Source organism: Streptomyces sp. NPDC051662 (assembly GCF_040681655.1).
Taxonomy (GTDB): Bacteria; Actinomycetota; Actinomycetes; order Streptomycetales; family Streptomycetaceae; genus Streptomyces.
Genome location: NZ_JBFAZD010000002.1, coordinates 275,540 through 298,352 on the forward strand (window position 1 = coordinate 275,540; position 22,813 = coordinate 298,352).

Here is a 22,813-nt window from a genome sequence, read left to right on the forward strand (position 1 = left end):
TGCCCGCCTGCGGCCCGGCGGCCGCGCGTGCGTCGCTCACAAAGCACCCTTGGTAGAAGGAAGAATCCCAACAGCCCTCGGGTCGCGCTCGGAGGCGTACCGCAGGGCGCGGGCGAGCGCCTTGAACTGGCACTCCACGATGTGGTGCGCGTTGCGACCGTACGGAACGTGTACGTGCAGCGCGATCTGCGCCTGCGCGACGAACGACTCCAGGATGTGCCGGGTCATGGTCGTGTCGTACTCGCCGATCATCGGCGCCATGTTCTCGGGCTCGGTGTGCACGAGATACGGCCGCCCCGACAGGTCCACCGTCACCTGGGCGAGCGACTCGTCCAGCGGGACGGTGCAGTTGCCGAAGCGGTAGATGCCGACCTTGTCGCCGAGGGCCTGCTTGAAGGCGGCGCCGAGGGCCAGCGCGGTGTCCTCGATGGTGTGGTGCGAGTCGATGTGCAGATCGCCCTCGGTCTTCACCGTGAGGTCGAACAGGCCGTGCCTGCCGAGCTGGTCGAGCATGTGGTCGTAGAAGCCGACCCCGGTCGACACATCAACCCTGCCGCTGCCGTCGAGATCGATCTCGACGACGACGGAGGTCTCCTTCGTACTGCGTTCGACACGGCCGATGCGGCTCATGCGCGCTCCTTCTTCAGTTCACGTACCGCGTCGAGGAACGCGTCGTTCTCGGACGGGGTGCCCGCGGTGACCCGCAGCCAGCCCGGTACGCCGTTGTCACGGATGAGGACACCCCGGTCGAGGATCCGCTGCCAGGCCGTGTGGGAGTCCTCGAAACGGCCGAACTGGACGAAGTTCGCGTCCGACTCGGTGACCTCGTAACCGATCGCCCGCAACTCCCCTACCAGCCGGTCCCGCTCGGCCTTGAGCGTCTCGACGTACCCGAGCAGCGTATCCGTGTGCTCCAGCGCGGCGAGGGCGGTGGCCTGCGTGACGGCGGAGAGGTGGTACGGCAGGCGCACCAGCTGTACGGCGTCGACCACGGCGGGGTGCGCGGCGAGATAGCCCAGACGCAGCCCGGCCGCCCCGAACGCCTTGGACATCGTGCGCGACACGACGAGCCGCGACCGGCCCTCGATGAGCGGCAGCAGGGAGTCCCGGTGACTGAATTCGACGTACGCCTCGTCGACCACGACCAGGGACGGCCTGGCGGCCTGGGCGGCCTCGTAGAGCGCGCGGACGGTCCCGGCGTCGACCGCCGTGCCCGTGGGGTTGTTGGGCGAGGTGATGAAGACGACGTCGGGGCGGTGCTCGGCGATGGCCTTCCGCGCCGCCTCGACATCGATGGTGAAGTCCTCGTTGCGCGGCCCCGAGAGCCAGCCGGTGCCGGTGCCGCGGGCGATCAGTCCGTGCATCGAGTACGAGGGTTCGAAGCCGATCGCCGTACGGCCGGGACCGCCGAAGGTCTGCAGCAGCTGCTGGATGACCTCGTTGGAGCCATTGGCGGCCCAGACGTTCGCCGCGGTCAGCGGGTGCTTTCCGGTGCGGGTGAGATACCGGGCCAGCTCGGTGCGCAGCTCGATCGCGTCCCGGTCGGGGTAGCGGTTGAGGCCCCGGGCGGCCTCGCGGACGCGCTCGGTGATCCGCTCGACCAGCGGCTCGGGCAGCGGGTACGGGTTCTCGTTGGTGTTCAGCTGTACGGGGACGTCCAGCTGGGGCGCGCCGTAGGGGGACTTGCCGCGCAGCTCGTCCCGTACGGGCAGCTCATCGAACTCAGGACTACCGAATGTCACTTTCCGGGCACCTTCCACGCGAACCGCGCCTTGATCGCCGCGCCGTGCGCGGGCAGGTCCTCGGCCTCGGCGAGCGTCACCACATGGTGGGCGACCTCGGCGAGCGCCTCCTCGCTGTAGTCCACGATGTGGATACCGCGCAGGAAGGACTGGACGGAGAGTCCCGAGGAGTGGCAGGCGCAGCCGCCGGTCGGCAGGACGTGGTTGGAGCCCGCGCAGTAGTCGCCGAGCGAAACCGGGGCGTATGGACCGACGAAGATCGCGCCGGCGTTGCGCACCCGCGCGGCCACCGCGGCGGCGTCGGCGGTGTGGATCTCCAGGTGTTCGGCGCCGTACGCGTCGACGACCAGCAGGCCGTCCTCGACGGAGTCGACCAGCACGATCGCGGACTGCCGGCCGGAGAGCGCGGGGACCACCCGGTCGTCGATGTGCTTGGTCGCCGCGACCTGTGGCTCCAGCTCCTTCTCGACCGCGTCGGCCAGCTCGGCGGAGTCGGTGACCAGGACGGCGGCGGCGAGCGGGTCGTGCTCGGCCTGGCTGATCAGGTCGGCCGCGACATGCACCGGGTCGGCGGTCGCGTCCGCGAGGATCGCGATCTCGGTCGGGCCCGCCTCGGCGTCGATACCGATCCGGCCGGTGAAGTAGCGCTTGGCGGCGGCGACCCAGACATTGCCGGGGCCCGTGACCATGTTGGCGGGCGCGCAGCCGTCGGGGCCCGGGACGCCGTACGCGAACATCGCGACGGCCGAGGCGCCACCGGCCGCGTACACCTCGTCGATCCCGAGCAGCGCGCACGCGGCCAGGATCGTCGGGTGCGGCAGCCCCCCGAACTCCTTCTGCGCGGGCGAGGCCAGGGCGATCGACTCGACGCCCGCCTCCTGGGCCGGCACCACGTTCATGATCACGGACGACGGGTAGACGGACCGGCCGCCGGGCGCGTAGAGCCCCACCCGTCCGACCGGCACCCACTTCTCGGTGACCGTTCCGCCGGGCACGACCTGAGTGGTGTGGGAGGAGCGCCGCTGTGCGCGGTGGACCAGCCTGGCGCGCCGGATCGACTCCTCCAGCGCGGCCCGTACGGCCGGATCAAGCGCTTCCAAGGCGTCAACAAGGGCCTTTTCCGGCACCCGGACCCGCTCCAGCGTCACTCCGTCGAACTTCTCCGCGGACTCGATCAGTGCCGCCGTGCCCCTATGGCGTACGTCCTCGCAGAGCGGACGCACCTTCTCCAGGGCGGCTTCCACGTCGAACTCGGCTCGGGGCAGCAGGTCACGCAGGTCTCCACCCTCGGGGAGGGTGTCGCCGCGCAGATCGATTCGTGAGATCACGGGGTCAATTCTCTCAGACCGGCTCAGGCCGTCGGTCGCGCGTATCACTGGCTGATACACGCCATGTTCACTACGGGTCACCATTAGCGTTCAGTACGTCACTCAGCGGGAACAACGCATGTACGACCAGCTTTCATCAGTCGCACAGACCATCCGTCATCAGTTGTACGGACTATCCGTACGCACAGGGGAAGCGGAGGCGCGGCCGTGACCGAGCCGCAGAACGACGAATCTCCGGACTGGCTCAGCGCGGCGGAACTCGGCATGTGGCAGTCGTTCCGCAACGGCAGCACGTACGACCTGAGCACTCCGGACGCACTACTGAACGACCCCTTCGCGCCGCGCCCCTGGAGCACGGACCGCAGCGTCCGCGCCAGGGTCATCGCGCTGCTGCTGCTCAACGGCCCCGCGGCACTGCCCGGCCGGGTCGCCGCGCTCAAGCTCCGCGGGGTGCAGATCACCGGCACGCTCAATCTCGCGGGCGGCACCATCTCCCCGTACGTCGAGCTGAACCACTGCCGCTTCGAGAACGAGGTGGTGCTGCCCGAGTCGCGCTTCACCACCCTGCGGATGGTGGGCTGCGCCATTCCCCGGCTGGAGGCCGCCCGGCTGCACACCGAGGGGGATCTCCATCTGCCGCGCTGCCGGGTCGAGCGGGGCATCCGGCTGACCGACGCGCAGATCGGTACGGATCTGCTGATCAGCCAGATCGATGTACGTCCCGACCGGCTGGGCCGGGCGATCACCGCGGACGGAATGTCCGTCGCCCAGGACCTCCAGGCCGATCAGATCGAGACATATGGCGAGGTCAGTCTGCGCGGCGCCAAGATCGGGGTGTCGCTGAGCCTGCGCGGCAGCAGGCTGCGCGCCGCGGAGGAACGGCGCGCGTTCAACGCCCCGCAGCTGACGGTGGAGCGCTCGCTCTATATGACGGGCGCGTGGGTGAGCACGGAGACCGGCGACCCCGGCATGACGCCCCCGCACGGCGTCGGCAGCGTCGCCACGCCGCTTCTGGGCACGCGGTTGCAGCGCTTCGAGTGCCGGGGCGGGGTCCGGCTCGACGACGGCCGCTTCGGCGACGCGGTCGACATGGACCAGGCGCGGTTCTATCTCGCGCCCACGGAGGAGCTGTCGCTGCGCCGGATCAGCACCCCCGAGCTGCGGTTCAAGTGCGAGCGGCTGGAGGACGGCAGGGTCGTCCTGAACGGCGCGAAGATCGTCACGCTGGTCGACATGTCGACCAGCTGGCCGGGCCCAGGCGGGCTCGCCATGGGCGGCTTCGTCTACGAGAACCTCGTCCCGTTCGGCCACTTCCCGCTGCTCAGGCGGCTGGAGTGGGTGGCGGCGGCGACCCCGGAGTACTCCCCCGAGCCGTACGAGAGGCTGGCCCAGGTCCTGCGCAACACCGGCGAGGACGCGGACGCGCGCGAGGTCCTCCTCGCCAAACAGCGCCGGCGCCGGGAAACGCTGCCGCTCGCGGCGAAGCTCTGGGGCTATCTCCAGGACTGGACGGTGGCCTACGGCTACCGGCCCGGCCGGGCCGCGCTGTGGATGGCGGTGCTGTGGGGAGCGAGTACGGTCGCCTTCGCCCGGCACGCCCCGCCGCCGATCAAGGGCGACGGACACCCGGCGTGGAACCCGGCGCTGTTCGCCCTGGATCTGCTGATCCCGGTGATCGACCTGGGCCAGGACGGCCACTGGCTGCTGACGGGCGGCTGGCAGTGGGCGGGGGCGGTGCTGATCATGCTGGGCTGGATCCTGGCGACGACGGTGGCGGCGGGAGCGTCCCGGCTGCTGCGGCGAGGCTGAAAGACGGCAGCCGGAGCGTAGGCGCACCCGAGATGTGCACCTGAGATGTGCACCTGGGATGTGCACCTGGGATGTAACGACATCCAGGGTTTCTTTACCTTGCCTTGACTTTGGGCGCTACAACCTTTTCGCCCGATACGAAAGCTTCACAGCTGCCCCCTGGCGCGTCCGCGACCTGCGGTTTTCAATGGTCCGCACCATGTCATTGCTCCGCGCCCTGATCAGCACCGCGCGTATGGTCCGGCACACCCCGCAGCTCGCCGCCGGGCTGCCGCCGGACGACGCGGTGCTGCTCGACGCTCCCGACGAGCGGCTCGCTCCCGCGCTCGTCGCCGCCGCTCTCGGCGAGTACGAGCCCGCGGCGAAGCTGCTCGCGACAACACGCGAGGCCGCCGAGTGGGAGAACCGCGACCGGTATGTGATGCGGCTGGCCGCGTTCGCGCACGGCCGGGACGGCTGGCTCACGGCCTGGCTGCGCGCGGCGCCCCGCGATCCCGACGCGCTGCTCGTCCGGGCCGAGCTGGTCATCCGCAGGGCCTGGGAGTCACCGGCCCGCGCCGAGCGGCTGCGCGAGACGGGCCCGATGATCGACGCGGCGGCCGACGGCGATCCACGCGATCCGGTGCCCTGGCGGGTCGCGCTCGACCACGCACGCGGTACGCACGCCACCCACACCGCGTTCGAGGCGCTGTGGGAGCAGGCCGTGCGCCGCTCCTCGCACCACTACGGCTGCCATGTCGCGGCCCTGCAGTACCTCTCGGCCGAGTGGTACGGCTCGCACCGCGAGTGCTTCGACTTCGCCGAACAGGCGGCGTACGACGCCCTGCCCGGCTCCCTCGTACGCGCGCTGCCCGTGCGCGCCGCCTTCACCCTGCTGCTGAGCGGCGAGCCCACCTCCGTACAGGCGGACCGGATCGACGCGGCGGCCGATCTCGCCATCGCGGTCTCCGCCGAGTACGCGGCGGGCGACCCATGGCCCGCCGAGGTGCGCAATCTGCTGGTGTACGTACTGGTGGAGCGGGGACGCTGGAGGGAGGCGCTGGAGCAGTTCCGGCTGATCGGGCCGCACGCGACCTCCTTCCCCTGGACCTCGTTCACCGACGATCCACTCGGTCAGTTCCTCGAATCGCGGCACGCGGTACGGATCCAAGTGGCCTCGGCGATGCCTTTGCGGAGCAGGACAGAACGGAGAGGGCCCCGCGGCCACTACGCTTGACCGTTGTGACCACCGCACGCCTCCCTCTCTTCCCGCTGAACGCGGTGCTGTTCCCGGGCCTCGTCCTGCCTCTGAACGTGTTCGAGGAGCGCTACCGCGCGATGATGCGTGAGCTGCTCAAGACCGATGAGTCCGAGCCGCGCCGCTTCGCCGTGGTCGCCATCCGCGACGGACACGAAGTCGCGCCGACGGCGCCCGGGATGCCGGACGGCACCGCCCTGACCCACCGCGGGCCCGCCGCCGGCTTCGACCCCGACCCGATGAAATCCTTCCACCCGGTGGGCTGTGTCGCGGACGCGGCGACGATACGCGAGCGCCCCGACGGGAGCTTCGAGGTGGTGGCCACCGGCACCACCCGGGTCCGGCTGCTCTCGGTCGACGCGAGCGGCCCGTATCTGGCGGCCGAGCTGGAAGAGCTGCCCGAGGAGACGGGCGACGGCGCGGGCGCGCTCGCCGAGGGCGTGCTGCGCGCGTTCCGGAGCTACCAGAAGCGGCTGGCCGGGGCGCGTGAGCGCTCACTCTCCGGCGACGAACTGCCCGACGAGCCCTCGGTGGTGTCCTATCTGGTCGCCGCGGCGGCCGTACTCGACATCCCGTCCAAGCAGCGGCTGCTTGAGGCCCCGGACATCGCGGCCCGGCTGCGTGAGGAGCTGAAGCTCCTGCGGGCCGAGACGGCGGTGATCCGCCATCTCCCCTCGCTGCCCGCCGTGACGCTGACGCACACGCCGTCCAGCCCCAACTGACACAGCTCAACTCACCGGGGGAAGAACCGCCTTGGCGAAGAAGTCCAAGAAGCAGCAGTCCGGTGGCACGCCGGCGACGGTCGCCCTGACGACCGCCGGCACGCCGTACACCCTGCACGCGTACGCGCACGACCCGGCGTCGCCCTCGTACGGCGAGGAGGCGGCCGAGGCCCTTGGTGTCTCTCCCGACCGGGTCTTCAAGACCCTGGTCGCGGACGTCGACGGCGAACTGACCGTGGCCGTCGTGCCGGTCGCCGGATCACTCGATCTGAAGGCTCTCGCGGCGGCGGTCGGCGGCAAACGTGCCTCGATGGCGGACCCGGTGACCGCGGAACGTACGACAGGTTATGTACGCGGTGGGATCTCGCCCCTGGGACAGCGCAAGCGGCTACGCACCGTAGTGGATGCGTCCGCCGAGGCCCATGCGACGATCTGTGTCTCGGCGGGCCGCCGGGGCCTGGAGGTCGAGCTGTCCCCGGCGGATCTGACGTCGCTCACCTCGGCGGTCATGGCACCCATCGGCCGGAGCTGACAGCCAGGTCCTGTCCGGACAGGACCTAGGGCCTGTCCGTCGGGGCATCGTCCGGCGCCGGGCCGTACGCCGCCGGACCCCAGCCGTCCCAGCGCGGCTCCGGATCGCGTGGACCGAACAGCGCCGTCAGGGCCAGATGGACCACCATCGCCGCGATCGGCCACGCCAGCAGCGCGCCCTTCGCGTTCAGTTCGAGCGGCGCGTCGAAGGTGACGCCCTTGCCGACCGCCCTGGCGTGCGCCACCACGTCCGACGTGGGGCCGAACCAGACACCGATCCGCCAGGCGAGCACCGCGCCCAGCAGCCCGCCCAGCGCCAGGCCCACCACCAGCGCGATACCGCCGCGCCTGCGGAAGACGAAGACCAGCACCGCGCTGACCACCCCGAAGGCGAGCGCCAGCAGCAGGAACGTACCGTCCACCGCGATCGCCTCCTCGCCCTCGGTGTCCTTGAGGAAGACCGCCGTCTCGTCCGAGACCAACGGGATACGCGGCGAGAGCCACAGCCACAGCAGTCCGAGCGCCAGACCCGAGACGGCGACCGCCACCGTCACCACGACGGCCTGGCGCAGTTCGGTCGCCATATCGGGCCCCTTCTCCGCTTCGGCCCCGGAATAGGGCGATCCCCCGGCCGGCGGTGTCTGCCAGGGATCGTCGTGCGGCGGTTGGTGGGGCGGCGTCAAAGGTGCGGTCACTGTGCCATCGTGCCAGTCCTGGCCAGGGGGTGCCTCATCGGACCGCCGCCCGCCGGTACGCCCAGGTCGCCACGGCCAGCGAGCAGACACCCACCGCCGCGCACACCGCGAGGTCGAAAGCCACCACCAGCCAGTCGGGACGGGCATCGAACGTACGGGCGAGAGCCTCCACCCCGTACGTGGAAGGCAGCAGATCACGCGCGTACGCGATCGGTCCTGGCAGCCGGTCCGCGGGCAGCACACCCAGCAGCAGCGCCGCCGACATGCCCAGCTGGCCCAGCAGCGTCGCCAGCTCCTGCCGGGGCGCGAGCAGCCCGAGCGCCGCGCCCAGCCCTGCGAGTGCCGCACCCGACAGCGGAATCACGGCGACCAGCACCCAGAGATGGGTGAGCGGCAGTTGGAAGAGCACACTGCCGGTGACGGCCGTGACCGCCGTGCCCGGCACCGTGAACGAGGCATAGGCACCGGCCGCGCCGAGCACCACCGCCGCGGGCGGCACGGGCAGGGTGGCGTAGTGGTCGAGCCCCCCGCTCGCACGCAGCTGACCGAAGTACTGGGCGAGCAGATTGAGCGCCACGAACGCGACGACGAGCACACTCGACCCGGCGACCACCGCCCGCGCCTCGTCCCCGCCGTCCACCACGCCCCGCATCAGGATCATGATCCCGACCGACTGGAAGGTCGCGACGAAGAGCAGCGGGATCCGCGCGACCCGGGCCCGGGAGAGCTGGGCGCGGTACACGGCGGCGAGCGAGGGCAGCAGCCGCGCCCGAGGCGCGAGCGGCGCGGGCGCGCCGTCCGCCGGCTCGTTCACGGTCGCGGTCCTGACTCTCCCGGACACGGCCTCCGCGGGCACGATGCTCACGTGGTGCTGCTCCTGTTCGGTACGGGCGTACGTGCGTCGCTCGCGAAACGGCTGCTCACGCCTTGACCAGCCCCTTCGCCCGGCCGCCGAGCGCCAGATAGACATCTTCCAGACTCGGCGTCGCCAGCGTGAAATCGTCCAGCGCCGCGAAGGCGGCGCCGCCGGTCACCGCGGCGACCGCCGCGCGCGCCTCGTCCGGTGCGAGCCGCAGCACCCAGCGGCGCCCCGACTCCTGCGCCGAGTCCCGCAGCGCCGCGACCTCGGGAACATCGAGCGGCGCGCGCTCGCGCCACACCAGCTCCACCCGCACCTCACCGGCGACCTGTTCCTTGAGCCCGGACGGGGTGTCACAGGCGATGACCTTGCCCCGCTCCAGCACGGCGACGCGGTCCAGCACGGTCTCGGCCTCGATGACGTTGTGGGTGACGAGCAGTACGGTCACACCGTGCTCGGCCCGCCGCCGGTCCACGGCGGCCCACACCGCGCGCCGCGCGACCGGGTCCATTCCGGTGGTCGGCTCATCAAGAACCAGCACGGGCCGCTCCCCCACCAGCGCGGCGGCGAAACAGGCCAGCCGCCGCTGGCCCCCCGACAGCTTCTTCAGGGGCCGCCCGGCGATCTCGGTGAGTCCCAGCTCCGCCAGCACCTCGTCCCGCGCGGCCCGCGCGACCCGCAGCGACAGCCCACGCAGCCGGCCGGTGGTCTCCGCCGCGAGCGCGACGGTCAGTTCGTCCAGCGCGGTCGACTCCTGGCCGAGATAGCCGATGAGCCGGGAGGCACGCTCGGGATACCGCACCAGATCGTGCCCGAGGACCTCGACCTCACCGGAGTCGGGCCGCATCAAGCCCGTGAGCTGGCGTACGAGAGTGGACTTGCCCGCGCCGTTGGGCCCGAGCAGACCGAAGATCTCACCGCGCCGCACATCGAGGGAGACCCCATCGGTGGCCCGCACCGCCGGCGTCCCGGGAACGCCGCGTCTGCCGCGCGCGGCGGGGTACGTCTTGACCACATCGCGCACCACACACACCGTACTCACGAGCATGGACCTTACGTTGTAGGGGTTCGGCGGTCTTTGGCCGGGGCGGGTTTTCGTGTGCGGGTCCGCGGTGGTGCCGGGTGCCTGGGCCTCCGGAGGTCCGTGTCCGGACTGCGCTGCGTTCGATATGCGACTCCGTCGCGTGGTCACCGTGCTTCGCACGAGCTGCGACGCTTACGTCCGGACACGCGCCTCCTCCGACCCCGACCCCCTCCCGCCACGACCCACGCGGCCGTGCCCGAGGACGGGCGGACCGTCCCGCACTCGCCCCCAGCACCCCGGCCGGGCAGAGCCTGGAGGGTGACCACCGGGGGAGGGGGTCGGGGTCGTAGGAGGTGCGTGTCCGGACACTAAAGCGTGATTTGTGGCGCGCGGACGCCCGAACCAACGACTGGGCGGAGTCGCGCCGTAAATCATGCCGTCCGGACATGTACCTCCGGAGGCCCCGGCCCCCGGCACCACGACCACGCAACCGCACCCCGCACCGCACCCTCGCCGGAGGCGTACCCCCGCACCCCTACGGCGAAGCCGTATCCGCCGCCGCCCGCACATCGATCTCCCGCCAGAACCCCGCCCGAATCGCATACCGGTCATGCTCATCGATCTGGTCGTCCTTGTGCGCCAGCAGCCCGAACCGCGCCGCATACCGCAGCAGCTCCCCATCGATACGGTGCGGAACCCGCGGATACATCACGGACAGCTTCTGCACATGCCCCGCGTCCGGCAGCCGTTCCATCCACCGGCGCGCGAACACCTGCCCCACCTCGAAGGGGTCACCCCCCACCGTCGTGATGTCCTCCTCCCGGTCCGCCCAGCGCTGCTCCGCGCTGGTCAGCTGGGCCAGGGTCGGCAGCGAGGCCGTCTCCGGCGGTTCGCCCGCCGTACCGCTGCCCGGCCGCTCGACCCACCCCTTGTCGGAGGACCACCGCAGCGTCGCCCCCGCCGGATGCTGCGCGGACTGCTGACCGGTCTGCGGCCCGGACGGACCCGGGGCCGCGGCACCGGGGCCGCGCAGGCCCGCCAGGTCCTTGGGCGTCGGGACGCCCTTGCTGCCCGTGCCCGCAGGATGGGGTTCCGTGCCGGGCCCCCCGGGGGCTGCCGCCGACGACGAGCCGTTCCGCCCGGCTCCGGCGGCAGCGACAGCGGCGGCCGCCGCGGCGCCGCCCCCCGCCTCCGCCTCCGCCGCCCGCTCCGCCGACGCGGCCAGCGCCGATTCGGGCAGCGGCGCCGAGAGAATCGCCGCGATCTCGGGCCGCGGCGCGGGCGGTGGCGCGCAGACACCGCCCAGGTCCTTGGCCCGTACCGCCTTGGTGATCCAGGCCCGGTCGAGCACCCGCCGCTCATCGGCCTCGGCGACCAGGTCCTCGGACTGGTTGTAGTCGCCGTCGGCGGCCTGCACGGCCCAGAGATGGACCGCGACGCCATGCTCCTTCGCCGACATCAGACCGGGTAGCAGATCCCCGTCCCCGGTCACCAGCACCACATCCGAGCAAGCACGATTTCTGGCCAGCTCGGTCAGCTCCGCGTGCATCGCCGCGTCCACCCCCTTCTGCGCCCAGCGCCCGTCGCTGCGGGTGAGGGCGCCGAGCCGGACGGTGACGCGTGACATGACCCGCAGCCGACGGTGCTCGGGCTGTGGGACCCGGTCGGGGGCGCCGTCGAACCAGTAGATACGGAGCAGCGGCTGTTCCGTATCGGCCTCGGCCCGTTCTCGCAGGCCCTGGATGAGGGCGGCGTGGTCGACGGTGATGCGGGAACGGGCCGGTTCTCCGGCGAGGAGACTCGCGGCGGCGCCCAGCAGATAGCCGGCGTCCACCAGGACGACGCAGCGGTCCACGTGTTCCACCCTCTTTCGGGAACCTCGGGATCGTGAGATCAGGAGTTACTGCGGGTTTCCTTCGAGTCTGCCCGACGGCAAGAGGGTTAACGTCCGGAACTCGATCATCGGCGTGGCGTATCGATGCCCCGGAAGCCGATCAAGCCGCTGACAAGGGACCACTACACACGGCAATGATCCAAAATGCGCCGATTGGCGGCTTATGTGAGGCTGAACCCGGCCTGGCATCCAAACCCCGGCAGGAGGCAGCACCATGGCCAAGAACAAGAACCGGGATCGCAGCAACAAGCAGCACGCGCAGCACACCCGCTCGGACGCCGAGCGAGGCACCGAAGAGTCGAAGTCCTCGTCGATGGAGGACCGGTCGGAGCAGGTGCAGTCGAGGATCACGCCGACGGATGTAGCCCACAAGGGCAAGCAGAAGCGTTTCGGCCACAACTGACCCCACCACCCGCTGTCCGCAACCGTATGAGGGGCACCCCCTGCGCTGGGGTGCCCCTCATACGCGTCCGTCGTACCGAGGCGCGGCTATCCGGCCAGGCGGCTATCCGGCCAGACAGGCCGGGCCGAGCAGGACCTTCAGATCGCCGAAGAGCGCCGGGTCGGGCTGCACGCGGTGCCGGTCGAGCCGGAGCACCGTGGTCTTCCTGGCCCCCTGGAGCTTGATCCTGACCTCGGAGTTGCCCCGGTGATGGCTGAGGATCTCACCGAGCCTGCTGACCATCGGCGGGGTGAGCTTCACTGTCGGGATGGTGATGGTGACAGGAGCGTCGGTGCCCGCCGACGACACGTCCGGGACCTGGAGTTCCATGGCGACGAGGCGGGGGATGTCCTCGCGCTTGTCGAGCCGGCCCTTGACGAAGACGACGGTGTCCTCGACCAGTTGGGTGGAGACCAGCTGATAGGTCGCGGGGAAGAACATGCACTCGATGGAGCCGGCCAGATCCTCGACCGTCGCGATCGCCCACGCGTTGCCCTGCTTGGTCATCTTGCGCTGGAGGCCGGAGATGATGCCGCCGATGGTGACCACCGCGCCGTCCGCGTGCTCACCGCCGGTCAGTTGGGAGATCGCGGCGTCGGACTTGTCGGACAGGACATGCTCGATGCCGAAGAGCGGGTGGTCGGAGACGTACAGCCCGAGCATCTCCCGCTCCTGGGCGAGCAGATACGACTTGTCCCACTCGACATCCGAGAACTCGACGTCGAGTCCGAAGCCGGGCTCGCTGGTCTCCTCCTCGCCCATGCCGCCGAAGAGGTCGAACTGCCCCTCGGCCTCCTTGCGCTTGACCTGCACCACGTTGTCGATCATCGGCTCGTGATGGGCGACCAGTCCCTTGCGGGTATGGCCCATCTCGTCGAAGGCACCGGCCTTGATCAGCGACTCGACGGTCCGCTTGTTGCAGACGACGGCCTCGACCTTGTCGAGGAAGTCGGGGAACGTCGCGTACTTCCCCTTCGCCTTACGGCATCGGATGATCGAATCCACCACGTTCTGCCCAACGTTCCTGACCGCCGTCAGACCGAACAGGATCACATCGTCACCCTGCGCGGCGAAGTTCGACTGCGACTCATTCACATTGGGCGGCAGCACCTTGATGCCCATGCGCCGGCACTCATTGAGATAGACGGCCGACTTGTCCTTGTCGTCCTTCACGGAGGTCAGGAGCGCCGCCATGTACTCGGCGGGGTAGTTGGCCTTGAGATACGCGGTCCAGTAGGTGACCAGTCCGTACGCGGAGGAGTGCGCCTTGTTGAACGCGTATCCGGCGAACGGCACCAGAACGTCCCACAGCGCCTTGATCGCCTCGTCCGAGAAGCCGTTCTTCTTGGCGCCCGCCTCGAAGAGGACGAAGTTCTTCGCCAGTTCGTCGGCCTTCTTCTTGCCCATCACGCGGCGCAGGATGTCGGCCTCGCCGAGCGAGTACCCCGCGACGATCTGGGCGGCCTTCTGTACCTGCTCCTGGTAGACGATCAGACCGTAGGTGAGCCCGAGCACCTCCTTGAGGGGCTCCTCCAGCTCCGGGTGGATCGGGGTGATCTCCTGGCGGGCGTTCTTGCGCTCCGCGTAGTTCGTGTGCGAGTTCATGCCCATCGGGCCCGGCCGGTAGAGGGCCGAGACGGCGGAAATGTCCTCGAAGTTGTCGGGCTGCATCTGGCGCAGCAAGGAGCGCATGGGGCCGCCGTCGAACTGGAAGACACCGAGCGTGTCGCCGCGGCAGAGCAGTTCGTACGTCTTCGGGTCATCGAGCGGCAGCGAGAGCAGGTCAAGGTCGACGCCCTTGTTGGACTTCACCATCTTGACGGCGTCGTCCATGATGGTCAGGTTGCGCAGGCCGAGGAAGTCCATCTTCAGCAGGCCGAGCGACTCGCACTGCGGGTAGTCCCACTGCGTGATCGTCACACCGTCGGTGTGCCGGACCCAGACGGGGACGTGGTCGGTGATCGTCTCACTGGACATGATCACGCCGGCCGCGTGGACACCCATCTGCCGGACCAGGCCCTCCACACCCTTCGCGGTGTCGATGACCTTCTTCACATCCGGCTCGTTCTCGTACATCCCCCGGATCTCCCCCGCCTCGCCGTAGCGGGGGTGCTTGGGGTCGGTGATGCCGTTGAGGTCGATGCCCTTGCCGAGGACGTCGGCGGGCATCGCTTTCGTGAGCCGGTCGCCCATCGCGTACGGGTAACCCAGCACCCGCGCCGAGTCCTTGATCGCGTTCTTCGCCTTGATCTTGCCGTACGTGCCGATCATGGCGACCTTGTCGGCGCCGTACTTCTCGGTCACGTAGCGGATGACCTCACCGCGCCGGCGCTCGTCGAAGTCGATGTCGACATCGGGCATGGAGATGCGCTCGGGGTTGAGGAACCGCTCGAAGATCAGGCCGTGCTCGATCGGGTCGAGGTCGGTGATGCCCATGGCGTACGACACGATCGAACCGGCGGCGGAGCCACGGCCGGGGCCGACCGCGATGCCGTTGTTCTTCGCCCACATGATGAAGTCGGCGACCACGAGGAAGTACCCCGGGAAGCCCATGTCGATGATGATGCCCATCTCGTACTCGACCTGGCGCATGCGGTCTTCCGGGATGCCGTTCGGGAAGCGGCGGGCCATGCCGCGCATGGTCTCCTCGCGGAACCAGGAGACTTCGGTGAAGCCCTCGGGCACCTCGAACTTCGGCATCAGGTTCCGCTCCTGGAACCAGCCCTCGGTGTCGATCTGCTCGGCGACCAGGCGGGTGTTGGCGCATCCCTCCTGCCAGGCGTCGGACAGGTCCACCGCGTACATCTCGTCGGTCGACTTGAGGTAGTAGCCGGTGCCGTCGAACCGGAAGCGGTCCGGGTCGGAGAGGTTCTTGCCGGTCTGGATGCAGAGCAGCGCGTCGTGGGCGGTGGCCTCGTTCGCGTACGTGTAGTGGGAGTCGTTGGTGACCAGCGGCGGGATGCCCAGCTTCTTGCCGACCTCCAGCAGCCCGTCCCGCACCCGGCGTTCGATCTCGATGCCGTGGTCCATCAGCTCCAGGAAATAACGGTCCTTGCCGAAGATGTCCTGGTACTCGGAGGCCGCCTTCAGCGCCTCGTCGAACTGGCCGAGGCGCAGCCGCGTCTGGAGCTCCCCCGAGGGGCAGCCCGTCGAGGCGATCAGCCCCTCCGACCACTTCGCGATGGTCTCCTTGTCCATCCGGGGCCACTTCTGGAGCCAGCCCTCCTTGTACGCGTCCGAGGAGAGCCGGAAGAGGTTGTGCAGCCCGGTCCGGTTCGCCGCCCAGATCGTCTTGTGCGTGTAACCACCGGAACCGGACACGTCGTCCCGCTTCTGGTGCGGCTGGCCCCACTGCACCTTCCGCTTCAGCCGCCGGGATTCGGGCGCCACGTACGCCTCGATCCCGATGATCGGCGTCACCCCCGCCTTCTTCGCCTGATGGAAGAAGTCGTAGGCGCCATGCAGATTGCCATGGTCCGTCATCGCGATATGGGACATGCCCATCTCTTTGCAGGCGTTGAACATGTCCCCCAGCCGCGCGGCACCGTCCAGCAACGAGTACTGGGTGTGGACATGCAGGTGCGTGAACGGCGGCTTGGTCACGGCGAGGGCCTCCAGTGAGCGGACGACACGGTGTGGTTTCCAGGAGTGAACCTGTTGTTTCCAGGGCTGAACCCCGGGCCCCACAGCGCTGCGGACAGTCTGGGGGGACAGCCTCGAAGTCTACGTCTCGGGACTGACAGCGGCGGGCACTCGCGAGTAGCGTCACGCGTTGCCCACTCCGAGGGGCGGCCACGCCCCTCACTCCACTGTCAGGCACCAGGAGGCACCCCGCGATGTCCGTACCGCGACCCGTTGAAACAGCTGATGAGCAGCGCGGCGAGGAGATCCTCGCCGTTTTCGACACCGCGTTCGGTGAGCTCCTGGCGGCCGATCCCGCCGCTTTCCGGGTGAAGTTCCGGAAGATGGCGGCCTCCGCGTTCGCCTTCTACCGGGGCACGGCGTGCCTCTTCTACCACGACCTGGAGCGGGAGCGCGGGGCGAGCGCGGCCACCGGCTCGTTCCTCGACGAGCGCACGGGCCGGGTGTGGATCCACGGCGATCTGCACGCCGAGAACTTCGGCACGTACATGGACGCCAACGGCCGGCTGATCTTCAATGTCAATGACTTCGACGAGGCGTACGTCGGCCCCTTCACCTGGGACCTGAAGCGCTTCGCCGCCTCCCTCGCCCTGATCGGCTACACCAAGGCACTCAGTGACGGGCAGATCACCGAACTGGTGGAGATCTACGCGGGCGCCTACCGCGAGCGGATCCACGCGCTGGCCACCGGCGCCAAGAACGACGAGGTCCCGCCCTTCACCCTGGACACGGCGCAGGGCCCGCTGCTCGCCGCCCTGCGCTCGGCCCGCTCGCTGACCCGCTTCGGGCTGCTCGACTCGATGACCGAGATCAGGGAGTACGAGCGCCGCTTCGCGCCGGGCGGTGGCTCCATCGAGCTGGACGCCGCCACCCGCTACAAGATCCTCGCGGCCTTCGACGGCTATCTGGAGACCCTCCCCGAGTCCAGCCTGGCCCGCCCCGACTCGTACCGCGTGAAGGACGTCGTCGGGCGGCGCGGCATCGGCATCGGCTCCGCCGGGCTGCCCTCGTACAACATCCTGCTGGAGGGCAACAGCGACGCCCTGGAGAACGACGTCGTGATCTATATGAAGCAGGCGCAGACCCCGGCGGTCTCCCGGCACATCACCGACCGGGCCGTACGGGAGTACTTCCAGCACGAGGGCCACCGCACGGTGATCTCGCAGCGGGCGCTCCAGGCCCACGCCGACCCGTGGCTGGGCTGGACCGAGCTGGCCGGTACGGGACAGCTGGTGGCGGAGGTCTCGCCGTACGCCGTGGATCTTGACTGGTCGGATCTGGACGACCCCGAGGAGATCGCGGCGGTCGTCGCCGACCTCGGCCGCGCGACGGCCACGATGCACGCGGCGGCGGACAACGAGAGCGGCCACTCACTGGTGCCGTTCTCCACGGAGCGCTCCATCGACGCGGCGATCGCGGCCGACGAGGAGGGCTTCGGCGCGCTGCTGGTGGACTTCGCGCACACGTACGGTGCCCGGGCCAGGGCCGACCACCAGATCTTCGTCGACCTGTTCCGCAACGGCAGGCTGGGCTGAGCCCCGGCCCCCGGACGGATCCTTAAGGACCGCTTACAGGGACGCATGGCACACTCGGCGACAATGGACATATCGGGGACGCGGCTCAGGGCGGCGCGGGCAGCACTGTTCACGGCACTGGTCGTGACGCTGTCCGCGGGCTCGCATGTGCTGCTGTCGCAGGCCCCGCTGCCCCTGACGGTCGTCGCCGTGCTCAGCGTCGTGGTGTTCCTGGTCGCCTACGCGGCGGCGGGCCGCGAGCGGGGCTTCTGGCGGATCGCGGCCCTGCTGGTCCCGCTCGAACTGGCCGCGGACACCGTCTTCACCAGCGGTCAGCACGCCTGTTACGGACCGGCCGGCGGCCCCGTCGCGGGGTCGCTGCGCTCGGTCGGCTTCGATGCCCTGTGCGGGGGCGTCTTCGGTACTCAGCTGCCCGGTGTGGTCTCCCCCGAGGGCGCCGCGGCCACGCTGCTGAACTCCCCCGACCCGGCTCTGCCCTGGCTGCTGCTTGCCGCCCATGTCTCGATCGGGCTGCTCGCCGCGTACTGGCTGCGGCACGGCGAGTCCGCGCTGTCCCGGCTGGTCAGGGCCGCGGGCGTCCGCGCCTTCCGCCCGCTGCTGATCGCCGTCGCGGCGGCGGGCACGGTCCGTGGGACCGTACGGCGCGGGCCGCGCCCGGCGGACCGCCCGCGGCCGTCCCGTACCCGCCTTCTCGTGCACTCCGTAGGACGGCGGGGGCCACCGCGCCTCGCGCTCAGCGCTGTCTGAGCCCGCGCCCGTCCCCCCGTAGTAGTCATGTCATCACACGGAGTGAATTCATCATGAGCGCACGCAACAACAAGGCCAACAAGGCGGCAGCCCGCGAGCGACTGCGCGAGGAGCGCGAGCGCCAGGCGCGGAAGGACAAGGTCCGCCGGCAGTTCGTCGTCCTCGGCTCGGCCGTCGTGGTCCTCGCGATAGCCGGCGGCGTGGGCTTCGCCGTCGTTCAGGCCAACAAGCCCTCGCACTGGGAGGCGATGAAGGACGAGACGTCCGTCGTCGCCCCGAAGAACACCGAGGGCACGGACGGTACGACCGTCGTCATCGGCAAGGCCGACGCCAAGAACACGCTGGAGCTGTACGAGGACTCCCGCTGCCCGGTCTGCGCGACCTTCGAGCAGACGGTCGGCGAGACCGTCCAGAACGGTGTCGACTCCGGCAAGTTCAAGATCAAGTATGTCGGCGCGACCTTTATCGACAACTCCGACAACGGCACCGGCTCGAAGAACGCCCTGTCGGCGCTGGGCGCGGCGCTCAATGTGAGCCCCGAGGCGTTCCTCCAGTACAAGACCGCGCTCTACTCGGCGGAGTTCCACCCCGAGGAGACCAACGACAAGTTCGCCAAGGACAGTTATCTGATCCAGGTGGCGGACTCGGTGAGCGCGCTCAAGGGCAACAAGGCGTTCCAGAAGGACGTCACGGACGGTACGTACGACGCCTGGGCGATGAAGATGTCCGCCGCCTTCGACAAGAGCGGGGTGGGCGGCACCCCGACGCTGAAGCTGGACGGCAAGAAGCTCACCACCGAGGGCACCGAGAACCCGCCCATGACGGTGGCGGAGTTCAACGCGGCGGTCACCAAGGCCCTCAAGGGCTGAGGCCCCGGAGAGGGGCCCTCGGTCCGGAGACGGGACCCCCGGCCCCGCAGACGGGATCCCCACCCCGTAGGCGGGCCCCCCGGCCCGGAGGCGGAACCCTCCGGACCGTGACCGCCGGGCAGCCGGTGTTCGACGGGCAGGCGAATTTTCCCGATTCGCCTGCCCCGTCGCCGTACCGGTCAGTAATCTGCTCGTCCGTGACCAGTCTCCCGGCTCCTTCGCCGCGTCGCCGCACGGTCGTCAAGGCCGCTGCCGCCACCGCCACCGCCGCCGCTCTCGCCGCCCCGGTCGTTCTCGGCGGCACTGCCACCGCCACCGCCGCCGAGGCGCCCGCCTTCCTCCACGGTGTCGCCTCCGGCGATCCGCTCCCCGATGGTGTCCTGCTGTGGACCCGTGTCACCCCCTCGCCCGACGCCGTACCCGGCTCGGGCAAGGGAGCGGACACCGAAGTGCTCTGGGAGGTCGCCGAGGACCAGCGGTTCGCGTCCGTCGTCGCCCGGGGCACCACCACCGCGCGCGCCGCGTCGGACCACACGGTCAAGGTCGATGTCAGGGGTCTGCGCGGGGCGACCGTCCACTACTTCCGGTTCACCGCGGGCGGCACGGTCTCCCCCACCGGCCGTACGCGCACGACGTCCGCGCCCGACGCCGCCACTCCCGGTGTGCGCTTCGGCGTGGTCTCCTGTGCCAACTGGGAGGCCGGCTACTTCTCCGCGTACCGGCATCTGGCCGCCCGCGCCGACCTCGACGCCGTCCTCCATCTCGGCGACTACCTCTACGAGTACGCGACCGGCGGCTTCCCGGGGACGGATGGTGTCGTACGGCAGCACGAACCGACGCACGAGATCATCAGCCTCGCCGACTACCGCGCGCGCCACGGCCGCTACAAGTCCGATGCCGACCTGCGGGCGCTGCACGCCGCCCACCCCGTGATCGCCATCTGGGACGACCACGAGTTCGCCAATGACGCCTGGTCGGGCGGCGCGCAGAACCATACGCCCGGCACGGAGGGCACCTGGGCCGACCGGGCGGCGGCCGCCAGGCAGGCGTACTTCGAGTGGATGCCCGTCCGCGCCTCCACCGAGGGAACCGTCTACCGCAGGCTGCGCTTCGGCGCGCTCGCCGACCTCCATCTGCTGGATCTGCGGTCGTTCCGCTCCCAGCAGACGACGATCGGCGACGGCGCGGTGGACGATCCGGACCGTACGATCACCGGCCGCGCCCAGCTCGACTGGCTGAAGGCGGGGCTGGCGGGATCGGACGCCGCCTGGAAGCTGGTCGGCACATCGGTGATGATCTCGCCGGTCGCCTTCGGCTCGCTGCCCGCCCATCTGCTGGGCCCGATAGCCGAGTTGCTCGGCCTGCCCAAGGAGGGCCTCGCCGTCAATGTCGACCAGTGGGACGGCTATACGGACGACCGCAAGGAGTTGCTCGCGCATCTGACCGGGCGCGGGATCGAGAACACGGTCTTCCTGACCGGTGACATCCATATGGCGTGGGCCAACGATGTGCCGGTCACGGCGGCCACCTATCCGTTCTCCCGCTCCGCCGCCACGGAGTTCGTGGTCACGTCGGTCACCTCCGACAACCTCGACGACCTGCTGCAAGTGCCGGCCGGGACGCTCTCGGTGATCGCGTCGGCCGCGGTCAGGGCCGCCAACCGCCATGTGAAGTGGGTGGACATGGACCACCACGGCTATGGCGTGCTCGATGTCACCACCGAGCGGACGCAGATGGACTACTACACGATCTCCGACCGGACCGATCCCGCCGCGACCACCGCCTGGGCCCGCTCGTACCGCACCGCGTCGGGCTCACAGCGGGTGGAACGGGCCGATCAGCCCGTCCGCTGACCGGCGCCGACCGGCGCTGACCGCCGCGTGTGCCGCACGGCCACGCGCGCCTCGGCGCCCCCCGGCCCGGCGCGCGGGCCTCAGAGCGAGTCGATGAAGGCGAGCCCGGTCCGCCAGGTCTCCTCGGCGGCCGACTCGTCGTAGTCCGGCAGATCGGGGTCGGTGTAGAGATGCCCTGCCCCCGGGTAGCGGTAGATCTCCACATCGGCCCCGGCCTGCCGCATCCTCAGATACCAGGCGGTCAGCCAGTCGTGCGGCTCGAACGGGTCCGGGTCCGCGACATGCAGTTGTACGGGCAGATCGTCCACGGACGCGTTCTCCGCGATGTCGGACGTACCGTGCATCAGCAGCAGCCCGCGCGCCTTGGTGTCGCCGAGCGCCAGCGTCTGCGCGATCGAGCCGCCGAGCGAGAACCCCGCGTACACCAGACCGCGTTCCGAATACGGCGCGGCGGCCAGCACCGCGCGGCGCAGCAGTTCGTCCTTGCCGATCTTGTCCTTCAGGGCCCTGCCCTCCTCCACGGTGGTCGCGGTTTGGCCCTCGAAGAGGTCGGGCACGCGCACCTGGTGCCCGGCGGCACGCAGCCGGTCCGCGGCGGCGTGCACGGCAGGGCGCAGACCGTGGACGGAATGGAAGAGGATGATGTCCATCAGGCCATCCTGCCAGCCCGTATCCGAACCCGACGAGGGAGCCATGGAGAACGTACTGCGCCCACTTCTCGTACTCGGCGGCTCGGTGCTGCTGACGCTCGCGCTCGGCTGGATCGTCGATCTGGTGCTGCGCCGCGCGGACGCCCGGCACTCCGAGACCCCGCTGTGGGGGCTGCTGCGGCGCTGCCGGCTGCCGCTCCAGGTGGTCGTACTCACGGCCCTGCTGCGCGGCACGTTCCGGGAGACCCGGTGGCCGGTCATCGAGAGCCATCACGACGGGATCGGCCGGGCGCTCTCGCTGGTGCTCATCGGCGCCGGTGCCTGGCTGGTGGTACGGATCGTGTCGGCGGCGGTGGAGTCCACGTACGCGCGCTACGCGGCCTCGACCCGGGACGCTGCCCGGGTCCGGCGGGTCCGTACGCAGGTGACGTTGATCATGCGGATCGTGACGGCGGTCGTCGTGGTGGTCGCGGTGGCGGCGATCCTGCTCACCTTCCCCGATATGCGGGCCGTCGGCACCTCGATCCTGGCCTCCGCGGGCATCATCGGCATCGTCGCCGGTGTGGCCGCGCAGTCCACGCTCGGCAATCTCTTCGCGGGCTTCCAGATCGCGTTCGGGGACATGGTGCGGATCGGCGACACGGTGGTGGTGGACGGCGAGTGGGGCGTGGTCGAGGAGGTCACGCTCACCTTCCTCGCCGTGAGGACCTGGGACGAGCGGCGCATCACGATGCCGGTGTCGTACTTCACCAGCAAGCCCTTCGAGAACTGGTCGCGCGGCGGGGTCCAGATGACCGGCACCGTCTTCTTCCAGCTGGATCACTCGGCGCCGATGGGGCCGATGCGCGAGAAGCTCCACGAGATCCTGCTGGCCTGCCCGGCCTGGGACGGCAGGGCCTGGAATCTGGCGGTCACCGACACCGCCACGACCACGATGGAGGTACGCGCCGTGGTCACGGCCAAGGACGCGGACGACATCTGGACGGTGCGCTGCGCGGTACGGGAGGAGCTGATCGGCTGGCTGGTGGAGAACCATCCGTACGCGCTGCCCAGGATCTCGACGGATCTCGCCCATGGACTTCTCCCGCGCGGCCGGAGCCCGCTGCCCACGGAGCGGACCGAGCGCGAGACCGGCGAGCGGCGGGACCGCGAGGACACCGAGAACACCGAGAACACCGACGACACCGACCGTCCCCGCACAGGCCGGGGCTGAGAGCCCGCCCCCGGCTCGGCA

Annotated in this window: 19 protein-coding genes; 10 read left to right on the forward strand and 9 right to left on the reverse strand. The window is 70.1% G+C overall.

Going from position 1 to position 22,813, the window contains the following annotated elements; translation table 11 throughout:
• Positions 1 to 36: 36 nt before the first annotated feature.
• Genes hisB through hisD form a run of 3 tightly spaced genes read right to left on the reverse strand, consistent with a single transcriptional unit; the run spans position 37 to position 3,070 of the window.
• Positions 37 to 630 (reverse strand): imidazoleglycerol-phosphate dehydratase HisB, encoded by a 594-nt coding sequence (gene hisB / locus AB0M67_RS03935; RefSeq protein ID WP_365742305.1) that lies wholly within the window; start codon positions 628 to 630, stop codon positions 37 to 39.
• Positions 627 to 1,742 carry a histidinol-phosphate transaminase gene (locus AB0M67_RS03940; protein ID WP_365742307.1) on the reverse strand — a complete coding sequence of 372 codons (1,116 nt, stop codon included), beginning with the start codon at positions 1,740 to 1,742 and terminating at the stop codon, positions 627 to 629. The genes hisB and AB0M67_RS03940 overlap by 4 nt, the downstream gene beginning before the upstream one ends.
• Positions 1,739 to 3,070: a histidinol dehydrogenase gene (hisD, locus tag AB0M67_RS03945; protein WP_365742310.1), complete on the reverse strand. Its 1,332-nt coding sequence runs from the start codon at positions 3,068 to 3,070 to the stop codon at positions 1,739 to 1,741. The genes AB0M67_RS03940 and hisD overlap by 4 nt, the downstream gene beginning before the upstream one ends.
• 207 nt (positions 3,071 to 3,277) lie before the next feature.
• Here hisD and AB0M67_RS03950 point away from each other — a divergent pair, with 207 nt between their 5' ends.
• The 4 genes from AB0M67_RS03950 (at position 3,278) to ybaK (ending at position 7,370) form a co-directional block, all read left to right on the forward strand.
• Positions 3,278 to 4,879, forward strand: a complete 1,602-nt coding sequence (locus AB0M67_RS03950) for an oxidoreductase (protein WP_365742312.1) — start codon at positions 3,278 to 3,280, stop codon at positions 4,877 to 4,879.
• 187 nt (positions 4,880 to 5,066) lie between these two features.
• Complete coding sequence (locus tag AB0M67_RS03955; RefSeq protein WP_365742314.1) at positions 5,067 to 6,095, forward strand: hypothetical protein; 1,029 nt, start codon at positions 5,067 to 5,069, stop codon at positions 6,093 to 6,095.
• A 5-nt stretch (positions 6,096 to 6,100) separates the two neighbouring features.
• Positions 6,101 to 6,838: an LON peptidase substrate-binding domain-containing protein gene (locus AB0M67_RS03960; protein ID WP_365742317.1), complete on the forward strand. Its 738-nt coding sequence runs from the start codon at positions 6,101 to 6,103 to the stop codon at positions 6,836 to 6,838.
• A gap of 31 nt (positions 6,839 to 6,869) precedes the next feature.
• Complete coding sequence (ybaK, locus tag AB0M67_RS03965) at positions 6,870 to 7,370, forward strand: Cys-tRNA(Pro) deacylase (protein ID WP_365742319.1); 501 nt, start codon at positions 6,870 to 6,872, stop codon at positions 7,368 to 7,370.
• Positions 7,371 to 7,395: 25 nt separating this feature from the next.
• Here the strand turns inward: ybaK and AB0M67_RS03970 are convergent, their stop codons facing one another.
• The 4 genes from AB0M67_RS03970 to AB0M67_RS03985 form a co-directional block, all read right to left on the reverse strand.
• Positions 7,396 to 8,064, reverse strand: a complete 669-nt coding sequence (locus AB0M67_RS03970) for a DUF2567 domain-containing protein (protein ID WP_365742321.1) — start codon at positions 8,062 to 8,064, stop codon at positions 7,396 to 7,398.
• 34 nt (positions 8,065 to 8,098) lie between these two features.
• Positions 8,099 to 8,905 (reverse strand): ABC transporter permease, encoded by an 807-nt coding sequence (locus AB0M67_RS03975; protein ID WP_365742852.1) that lies wholly within the window; start codon positions 8,903 to 8,905, stop codon positions 8,099 to 8,101.
• Between the two features lie 79 nt (positions 8,906 to 8,984).
• On the reverse strand, positions 8,985 to 9,971 hold the full coding sequence (locus tag AB0M67_RS03980; protein ID WP_365742323.1) for an ABC transporter ATP-binding protein: 987 nt from the start codon (positions 9,969 to 9,971) through the stop codon (positions 8,985 to 8,987).
• A gap of 511 nt (positions 9,972 to 10,482) precedes the next feature.
• The gene (locus AB0M67_RS03985; protein ID WP_365742325.1) at positions 10,483 to 11,811 is read right to left on the reverse strand and encodes an NYN domain-containing protein; all 1,329 of its coding nucleotides are present in this window, start codon (positions 11,809 to 11,811) and stop codon (positions 10,483 to 10,485) included.
• Positions 11,812 to 12,055: 244 nt separating this feature from the next.
• On the opposite strand from AB0M67_RS03985, the gene AB0M67_RS03990 reads away from it, so the two are divergent.
• Positions 12,056 to 12,244 (forward strand): hypothetical protein, encoded by a 189-nt coding sequence (locus AB0M67_RS03990; protein WP_365742327.1) that lies wholly within the window; start codon positions 12,056 to 12,058, stop codon positions 12,242 to 12,244.
• 102 nt (positions 12,245 to 12,346) lie between these two features.
• On the opposite strand, the gene dnaE is transcribed toward AB0M67_RS03990, so the two are convergent.
• Positions 12,347 to 15,886 carry a DNA polymerase III subunit alpha gene (gene dnaE / locus AB0M67_RS03995; protein WP_365742329.1) on the reverse strand — a complete coding sequence of 1,180 codons (3,540 nt, stop codon included), beginning with the start codon at positions 15,884 to 15,886 and terminating at the stop codon, positions 12,347 to 12,349.
• A gap of 233 nt (positions 15,887 to 16,119) precedes the next feature.
• On the opposite strand from dnaE, the gene AB0M67_RS04000 reads away from it, so the two are divergent.
• The 4 genes from AB0M67_RS04000 (at position 16,120) to AB0M67_RS04015 (ending at position 20,929) form a co-directional block, all read left to right on the forward strand.
• A complete protein-coding gene (locus tag AB0M67_RS04000) occupies positions 16,120 to 17,460 on the forward strand; it encodes a DUF2252 domain-containing protein (RefSeq protein ID WP_365742331.1) in 1,341 nt (446 codons plus the stop codon).
• A gap of 63 nt (positions 17,461 to 17,523) precedes the next feature.
• Positions 17,524 to 18,207, forward strand: a complete 684-nt coding sequence (locus AB0M67_RS04005; protein ID WP_365742333.1) for a hypothetical protein — start codon at positions 17,524 to 17,526, stop codon at positions 18,205 to 18,207.
• 53 nt (positions 18,208 to 18,260) lie between these two features.
• On the forward strand, positions 18,261 to 19,076 hold the full coding sequence (locus tag AB0M67_RS04010) for a DsbA family protein (protein WP_365742335.1): 816 nt from the start codon (positions 18,261 to 18,263) through the stop codon (positions 19,074 to 19,076).
• Between the two features lie 197 nt (positions 19,077 to 19,273).
• Positions 19,274 to 20,929 (forward strand): alkaline phosphatase D family protein, encoded by a 1,656-nt coding sequence (locus tag AB0M67_RS04015; protein WP_365742337.1) that lies wholly within the window; start codon positions 19,274 to 19,276, stop codon positions 20,927 to 20,929.
• A gap of 80 nt (positions 20,930 to 21,009) precedes the next feature.
• Here the strand turns inward: AB0M67_RS04015 and AB0M67_RS04020 are convergent, their stop codons facing one another.
• Entirely contained in the window at positions 21,010 to 21,579 is a 570-nt protein-coding gene (locus AB0M67_RS04020; RefSeq protein ID WP_365742339.1) for a dienelactone hydrolase family protein, read from the reverse strand.
• Between the two features lie 43 nt (positions 21,580 to 21,622).
• Between AB0M67_RS04020 and AB0M67_RS04025 the strand changes: the two genes are divergently transcribed.
• The gene (locus AB0M67_RS04025) at positions 21,623 to 22,792 is read left to right on the forward strand and encodes a mechanosensitive ion channel domain-containing protein (RefSeq protein WP_365742854.1); all 1,170 of its coding nucleotides are present in this window, start codon (positions 21,623 to 21,625) and stop codon (positions 22,790 to 22,792) included.
• The last annotated feature ends 21 nt before the right edge of the window (positions 22,793 to 22,813 follow it).

Excerpts from the sequence above, each read along its gene's own strand:
- hisB (WP_365742305.1), bottom strand. The coding sequence starts at position 630 with ATGAGCCGCATCGGCCGTGTCGAACGCAGTACGAAGGAGACCTCCGTC.
- AB0M67_RS03955 (WP_365742314.1), top strand. The coding sequence starts at position 5,067 with ATGGTCCGCACCATGTCATTGCTCCGCGCCCTGATCAGCACCGCGCGT.
- AB0M67_RS03980 (WP_365742323.1), bottom strand. The coding sequence starts at position 9,971 with ATGCTCGTGAGTACGGTGTGTGTGGTGCGCGATGTGGTCAAGACGTAC.
- AB0M67_RS03990 (WP_365742327.1), top strand. The coding sequence starts at position 12,056 with ATGGCCAAGAACAAGAACCGGGATCGCAGCAACAAGCAGCACGCGCAG.
- AB0M67_RS04000 (WP_365742331.1), top strand. The coding sequence starts at position 16,120 with ATGTCCGTACCGCGACCCGTTGAAACAGCTGATGAGCAGCGCGGCGAG.
- AB0M67_RS04005 (WP_365742333.1), top strand. The coding sequence starts at position 17,524 with ATGGACATATCGGGGACGCGGCTCAGGGCGGCGCGGGCAGCACTGTTC.
- AB0M67_RS04010 (WP_365742335.1), top strand. The coding sequence starts at position 18,261 with ATGAGCGCACGCAACAACAAGGCCAACAAGGCGGCAGCCCGCGAGCGA.
- AB0M67_RS04020 (WP_365742339.1), bottom strand. The coding sequence starts at position 21,579 with ATGGACATCATCCTCTTCCATTCCGTCCACGGTCTGCGCCCTGCCGTG.
- AB0M67_RS04025 (WP_365742854.1), top strand. The coding sequence starts at position 21,623 with ATGGAGAACGTACTGCGCCCACTTCTCGTACTCGGCGGCTCGGTGCTG.